Annotated in this window: 6 protein-coding genes; all 6 read left to right on the top strand. The window is 70.5% G+C overall.

Annotated features, from left to right (window positions below):
• On the top strand, positions 1 to 1,255 hold a 1,255-nt coding region (locus ACFPZL_RS09090), incomplete at its 5' end, for a SpaH/EbpB family LPXTG-anchored major pilin (protein ID WP_382335166.1).
• Complete coding sequence (locus ACFPZL_RS09085) at positions 1,252 to 2,235, top strand: class C sortase (RefSeq protein WP_236021980.1); 984 nt, start codon at positions 1,252 to 1,254, stop codon at positions 2,233 to 2,235. The genes ACFPZL_RS09090 and ACFPZL_RS09085, both read left to right, overlap by 4 nt.
• Before the next feature lie 9 nt (positions 2,236 to 2,244).
• Positions 2,245 to 2,970 (top strand): VTT domain-containing protein, encoded by a 726-nt coding sequence (locus tag ACFPZL_RS09080; protein ID WP_218114651.1) that lies wholly within the window; start codon positions 2,245 to 2,247, stop codon positions 2,968 to 2,970.
• A 323-nt stretch (positions 2,971 to 3,293) separates the two neighbouring features.
• Positions 3,294 to 3,641 (top strand): ArsR/SmtB family transcription factor, encoded by a 348-nt coding sequence (locus tag ACFPZL_RS09075; protein WP_218114652.1) that lies wholly within the window; start codon positions 3,294 to 3,296, stop codon positions 3,639 to 3,641.
• Positions 3,642 to 3,708: 67 nt separating this feature from the next.
• Positions 3,709 to 4,701: an SRPBCC family protein gene (locus ACFPZL_RS09070; RefSeq protein WP_218114653.1), complete on the top strand. Its 993-nt coding sequence runs from the start codon at positions 3,709 to 3,711 to the stop codon at positions 4,699 to 4,701.
• 291 nt (positions 4,702 to 4,992) lie between these two features.
• The coding region (locus ACFPZL_RS09065) for a nucleoside hydrolase (RefSeq protein WP_382335163.1) at positions 4,993 to 5,767 on the top strand (775 nt) is incomplete at its 3' end.

Here is a 5,767-nt window from a genome sequence, read left to right as displayed (position 1 = left end):
CGCCGCACTCACCGCGGCCGCCGTCGCCCCGCTCGTCGCCGGTCGGCCCATCGCGGCCACCGATGAGACCGACGGTGCAGGTGACGCGACGCTCGCACCGCTCGGCGTCGGGCTCTACTACGTGCAGGAGACCGTCACCCCGTCCGGATACGTGGGCGCCGCCCCCTTCCTCGTCGCGCTGCCGCTCACGAACCCCGAGACGCTCAACGACCGTCTGACGGTCGTCCACGTCTATCCGAAGAACGCCCACGTCAGCATCTCGCTCGACGTGCGCGACGCAGACGCCGTCGCGGTGGGCGACACCGTCTCCTGGACCTCCCGATCCAGCATCCCGAACCTGCCCGTCCTCGACGGCTACCGGATCGTGCAGGAGATCGATCCGAAGCTCGAACTCGTCGGGGCCGCTGGTGGTGCGCCGGGCGACGCCGCCGGCGAGGTCGTCGTCGCACTCGACTGCGCCGGGTGCCCGCCGCTGCAGACCGGCGTCCACTACACGCGCAGCTACGACCCCGTGACCCGCGAGATCACCGTCGACTTCACCGCGGCCGGTCTCCGCGTCCTCGAGGACGCCGTCTCGGCGCACCCCGACGCGAGCGTCACCGTGGGCTACGGCACGCGCGTGCTCGGCGACGGCGAACTGCGGAACCGCGCCCTGCTCTACGCGGATCGGGCGAGCATCGACGGGGATCCCGGCTCTGCCGGGCCCGTCAGCGACACCGCGGTCACGAAGTGGGGGCCGCTCGCGATCCTGGTGCACGAGCGCGGCAAGCCGAACGTGCTGATCCCCGGCGCGAAGTTCCGGCTCTTCCTCTCGGCCGAGGACGCGAAGGCCGGCCGCAACCCCATCGTCGTCGACGGGACGAGCGAATGGACCACCGACGAGAACGGCGAGATCCGGGTCGACGGCCTGCGCTTCTCCGACTTCGTCGACGGGCTCGAGCGCGACGAGAGCGATCCGCTGTACCGCAGCTACTACGTGATCCTGACCGAGATCCCGGAGGGGTACCGGGGGACGAAGACGCCGATCGCGCTCTCCGTCACCTCGACCGTCGAGCCCCAGATCGCGGTGGTCGAACTGTGGCGCCCGCAGGTCGGAGGCGATGACGACGATGATGACGGCGACCAGGACGGCGGTCTCTCCACGACCGGCGTCCGGATCGCGGGCATCGGCCTGCTCGGCGCCATCCTCGCCATCGGCGGCGCGATGATCCTGGCACGCCGTCGGGAGCGCGACGAGGATCGCGCCGTGCAGTGAGCGCCCCGGTGCAGCCGCGCACGCGGGCCCGCAGACGACTCGCGCTGAACATCGGCCTGCAGGTGGTCGCCATGCTCGGGATCGCGCTCCTCGTCTACCCCGATGCGGCGAACTGGTTCGCACGGCTCGGGCACAACGCCGAGATCTCCGGATACGTCGAACGCGTCGCATCGACGCCGCCGGCCGAGCGGCAGCGGATCCTCGACGCCGCCTACGACTACAACGACCAGCTCGAGCCCGGGCCGCTCACCGATCCCTACATCTCGCTGAGCGAGGACGAGGCCCAGCGCAGCGACGTCTACCTCGCCTACGAGGAGATGCTGCGCGTCAGCGGTACCGACGCCGTCGGCACCCTCAGCTACCCGCGCCTCGACATCGGCCTGCCGATCTATCACGGCACTTCAGACGAGACGATCGCCAAAGGCGTCGGCCACCTCTACGGGACGTCGCTGCCCGTCGGCGGGCCGTCGACCCGGGCCGTGCTCACCGCGCATTCCGGCCTGCCGAACGCGAAGCTCTTCACGAGCCTGCCGCAGGCGCAGGTCGGCGACACCTTCTGGATCAGCGTGCTCGGCGAGGACCACCACTACCGGGTAGAGCGGACCGAGACCGTGCTTCCCGGCGAGACGGATTCCCTCGAGATCGTCGAGGGCGAGGACTGGGTCACGCTCTTCACCTGCACGCCGATCGGCGTCAACAGTCATCGTTTCATGGTGCATGCCGTGCGGATCGCCGACCCCGAAGCGAGCGGCGAGGAGGTCATCGGCGGCGACGGCCTGACCGCGGGCTTCCCCTGGTGGGCGGTCTGGTTCGTCGGCGGATCCGGTGCGCTCGGCTGGTTTCTGTTCGCGCCGCCGCGGAAGAAGAAGCGGAAGGGCGCGGGAGCGCCGGGCTCCGGAGACGCGGGTGCGGTGTCCGACTCCGGATCGGCCGAGCAGGCCCGGGCGTCCGATGACCCCGCCCCCAGCAACGACGGCTAAACTGCCCTGGTGCTCCAGCTTCTCGATTCCGCGCTCGCCGCGCCTGCGCTCCTCGGCATCGACTGGCTCGACCCCGAGACGCTGCTGAAGGCCGGCGGCTGGGCCGCGCTGATCCTCGCCTGCGCCTTCGTATTCCTCGAGACGGGCGTGCTGGTGCTCGCGTTCCTGCCTGGCGACTCGCTGCTCTTCACCGTCGGGCTCTTCAGCGCCACAGGGCCGAACGGCGTGCCGATCATCGACGTTCCCATCTGGATCACCTGCCTGCTGCTCTTCATCTTCGCCTTCGCCGGTGACCAGCTCGGTTTCATGATCGGCCGCAAGCTCGGTCCCGCGATCTTCAAACGCGAGAAGAGCCGCTTCTTCAACCCCGAGAACATCGAGCGCACGCATGCGTTCTTCGAGAAGCACGGCCCGAAGGCGATCATCATCGCGCGGTTCCTGCCGATCTTCCGGGCCTTCGTGCCCGCGGCCGCCGGCGTGGGCCACATGAGCTACCGCAGCTTCGTGGTCTACAACGCGATCGGCGCACTGCTCTGGGGCGTCGGCGTCACGCTGATCGGGTACTTCCTGGGGCAGATCCCCTTCGTGCAGGAGTACTCGGAGATATTCATCATCGTGCTCGTGCTGATCCCGGGCATTCCGATCCTGATCGAGCTGTGGCGGGCGTTCTCGGCCGGCCGGCGTCGCCGGCGCGAGGCTGCGGCTGCGGCTGCGGCGTCGGAGCCCGCGGAGTAGGACGCGTGCCCGCCCCCCGAATCGCCTGCGTCGCAGCAGCGCCGGGTGCGCCCGGGAGGGTGGGCGTGGCAGCGGCCCCGATCCCGACGGACGGAGCCCCCCTCGACCATGCGACGGCCGCGGGGCTACCGCCGGCAGACCCCTTCGTGGCTGAAGGCCCCCTTCGTGACCGGTGGCCCCCTGCTTCACCGCGAATAACGTATCCGTTCGTCAGTAAGGTGTCCGCTCGTCGGTTCGGCGGCGGCTGCACCTGCGCCGGCACCTGAGCCTGCGCGGTCCAAGGGGGTTGACGACCGACCCGCCCCGGCGTAATTTGCAACCAAATGGTTGTATATAATGAACTCGACGACGCAGCGGTGGACCGGATCTTCCGGGCCCTCGCCGACGCCACGCGGCGCGACATCGTGCGCCGCACGCTGACGGAGGAGGCCTCCGTCTCGGAGCTCGCGCGCGACTACGAGATGAGTTTCGCCGCCGTGCAGAAGCACGTCGCGGTGCTGGAGGCCGCGGATCTCGTCGCCAAGATCCCGCGAGGGAGGGAGCGCATCGTGCGCGGCAACCCCGAGACCATCAGGCGGGCGCAGGAACTGCTCGGTCGTTTCGAGCAGCTCTGGCGCGGCCGGATCGACCGCCTCGACGCGCTGCTCGCCGAGGAACCCGAAACCAACTGACCACCCGAGAGATCCTGCGACCCGTTTCGCGGCAGCAGGGCGACGAGAGAACCGAAGGAACGACATCATGCCCGTCACCGCAGTCACCACCGACACCGACGCCCTCACCCTGCAGGTCGTCGCCGACTTCACCGTTCCCGTGCGCAGGCTCTGGGACGCCTACCTCGATCCCCGCCAGCTCGAGCGCTTCTGGGGCCCGCCCGAGTACCCCGCGACCTTCGTGCGCCACGACGGCCACCCCGGCGGGATGTCGATCTACTACATGACGAGCCCCGAGGGCGAGCGGTTCTGGGGGTACTGGAAGTGGATCGCCGTCGACGAGGGCCGCTCGTACGAGGTGCGCGACGGCTTCGCTCACGACGGCGGCGCGCCCAACACCGATATGCCCGAGGGGCGCATGGTGTTCGAGTTCGCCGAGACCGCCCTGGGCTCGAGGCTCACCTGCACCAGCCACCATGCCTCGCTCGAGGACATGGAGAAGGTGCTGGCCATGGGCCAGATCGAGGGCATGCGCGCAGCGATGGGGCAGATCGATGCGATCGTCGAGGATCTCGCCTCGTTCGCCGCCGGCCGCGGCACCGAACTGCAGCTGATCGGAGAGACGCAGGCGCGCGTTTCGCGCGTGATTCGGGGCACGGTGGATCAAGTCTGGCGGGCGCACACCGACGCGGAGCTGCTGAGCCGTTGGCAGCTGGGCCCCGACGGGTGGAGCATGCCGGTGTGCGAGTACGGCGCCGAGCCGGGGCGGTCGCTGCGCACGGAGTGGCAGAACGACGAGACGGGGGAGCGCTTCGGCTTCGTCGGCGTCGTGGTCGAGGCGGCGGCGCCGCACCGCCTGGTCACGACCGAGCGCATGATCTCGCCGCAGGATCCCGACGGCGAGCAGAGCCCCGAGACGCTCAACGAGATGACGCTTACCCCGGTCGAGGGCGGCACGCTGCTCGCCTACGTGATCACCTATCCCGACGCGGCGACGCGCGAGATGGTGCTCGCCACCGGCATGGTCGACGGCATGGAGACCGGCTACGCGCGGCTCGAGTCCGAGGTGCTGGCGGCGTAGCCCCGGGCCGGACCGGTCCGGCACCATTCCGGCCCATTCCGGCCCGATTCCGGCCCGGCCCGGCACCCCGGGGCGCGAGAATGCACGAGATCGTCGGCGCGGTATGGGATCGTTGAACCAGCGCATGCGATTTCGACGATCCCATACAGCGTCGACCTCGTACCGGCACCCGGCCGGTCCGTGTGCCGCGGCCGCGGCTCGCGAGCCGCGCAGCGCGGACCCGCGCGCTGCGCACCCGGGCGCGACGAAACGGTGAGGCGGTAATGCGGTGAACGATCAGAGAGGCTGCCGATGACGACCAAGATGATCCTCGACTGCGATACCGGCGTCGACGACGCGATGGCGATCATGTACGCCGCGCTGCACCCGGACATCGAGCTGCTCGGCGTGACGACGGTCTGGGGCAACGTCCACGTGCCGCTCGCCACCCGCAACACCCTTCGGGTGCTCGACATCGTCGGCCGCGGCGACGTGCCGGTGGCGCAGGGCGCGGCGGGTCCGCTGCTCGGGGGTCCGGCCGAGTTCGCCTACGAGGTGCACGGCGACGACGGACAGGGCGGCGCAGGCGACGACGAACCCGTCAGGGCGGCGGAGCCGAGGAGCGCCGTTCAGCAGATCATCGACACCGTCCGCGCCCACCCGGGCGAGGTGTGGCTCGTGCCCGTCGGCCCGCTGACGAACATCGCGGCCGCGCTCGCCGTCGATCCCGAGCTCCCGGAACTGGTCGCCGGGGTCTCCCTCATGGGCGGGGCGGCGCTCGCCCCGGGCAACATGAGCCCGGTCGCCGAGGCGAACGTCTGGCACGACGCCGAGGCGGCGGCGGCGGTGTTCCGCGCGCCGTGGCGGATCATCATGGCCGGCCTCGACGTGACGATGCGCGCACTGATCACCCCCGAGCATCGGGACCGTCTGGCAGCCTCGGGTGAGGCCGGGCGCTACATGGCGCGGATCCTGCAGCACTACGGCGACTTCTACCGCGACGTCGCGTTCGGCACCTGGTGCTGCGCGATGCACGACGCGATCGCGGTCGCGGCGGCGGTCGGCGCCCTCGACGTGCGCTCCGCCC

This window comes from Leucobacter soli (genome assembly GCF_042659205.1).
In the GTDB taxonomy this organism is placed as follows: domain Bacteria; phylum Actinomycetota; class Actinomycetes; order Actinomycetales; family Microbacteriaceae; genus Leucobacter; species Leucobacter soli.
This window is presented reverse-complemented; position numbering and strand designations above follow the sequence as displayed.